Source organism: Brevibacterium sp. SIMBA_078 (genome assembly GCF_046534565.1).
Lineage (GTDB): Bacteria > Actinomycetota > Actinomycetes > Actinomycetales > Brevibacteriaceae > Brevibacterium.
In genome coordinates, this window is sequence record NZ_JAWRYQ010000503.1 from 1 (window position 1) to 243 (window position 243).

The 243-nt window shown below is 42.0% G+C and carries 1 protein-coding gene; it reads left to right on the top strand.

The window, feature by feature from the left end; translation table 11 throughout:
- Positions 1 to 27: 27 nt before the first annotated feature.
- The coding region (locus SB749_RS20580) for an XkdF-like putative serine protease domain-containing protein (protein ID WP_410711948.1) at positions 28 to 243 on the top strand (216 nt) is incomplete at its 3' end.

Genomic DNA, 243 nt, shown 5'->3' on the forward strand with positions numbered 1-243 from the left:
GCAGCAAACCAAAAGAAATTCTTTTTAATGAAAGCAAAGAAGAGGCAGCCTGACTTTCAAAAGGAAATCAGTGTCCTCACAAAGGCAGAAGATGCTCATCGCCTCATGTATGGTGTCGTGTATGAACCGAATACACTGGATGCACACCAAGACTTTATGTCAGCCAAGGAAATTGAAAGAGCGGCACACGGTTTTATGAAGGATGCCCGTCATATTGACAAACAGCATGATTTTCAAGATTGT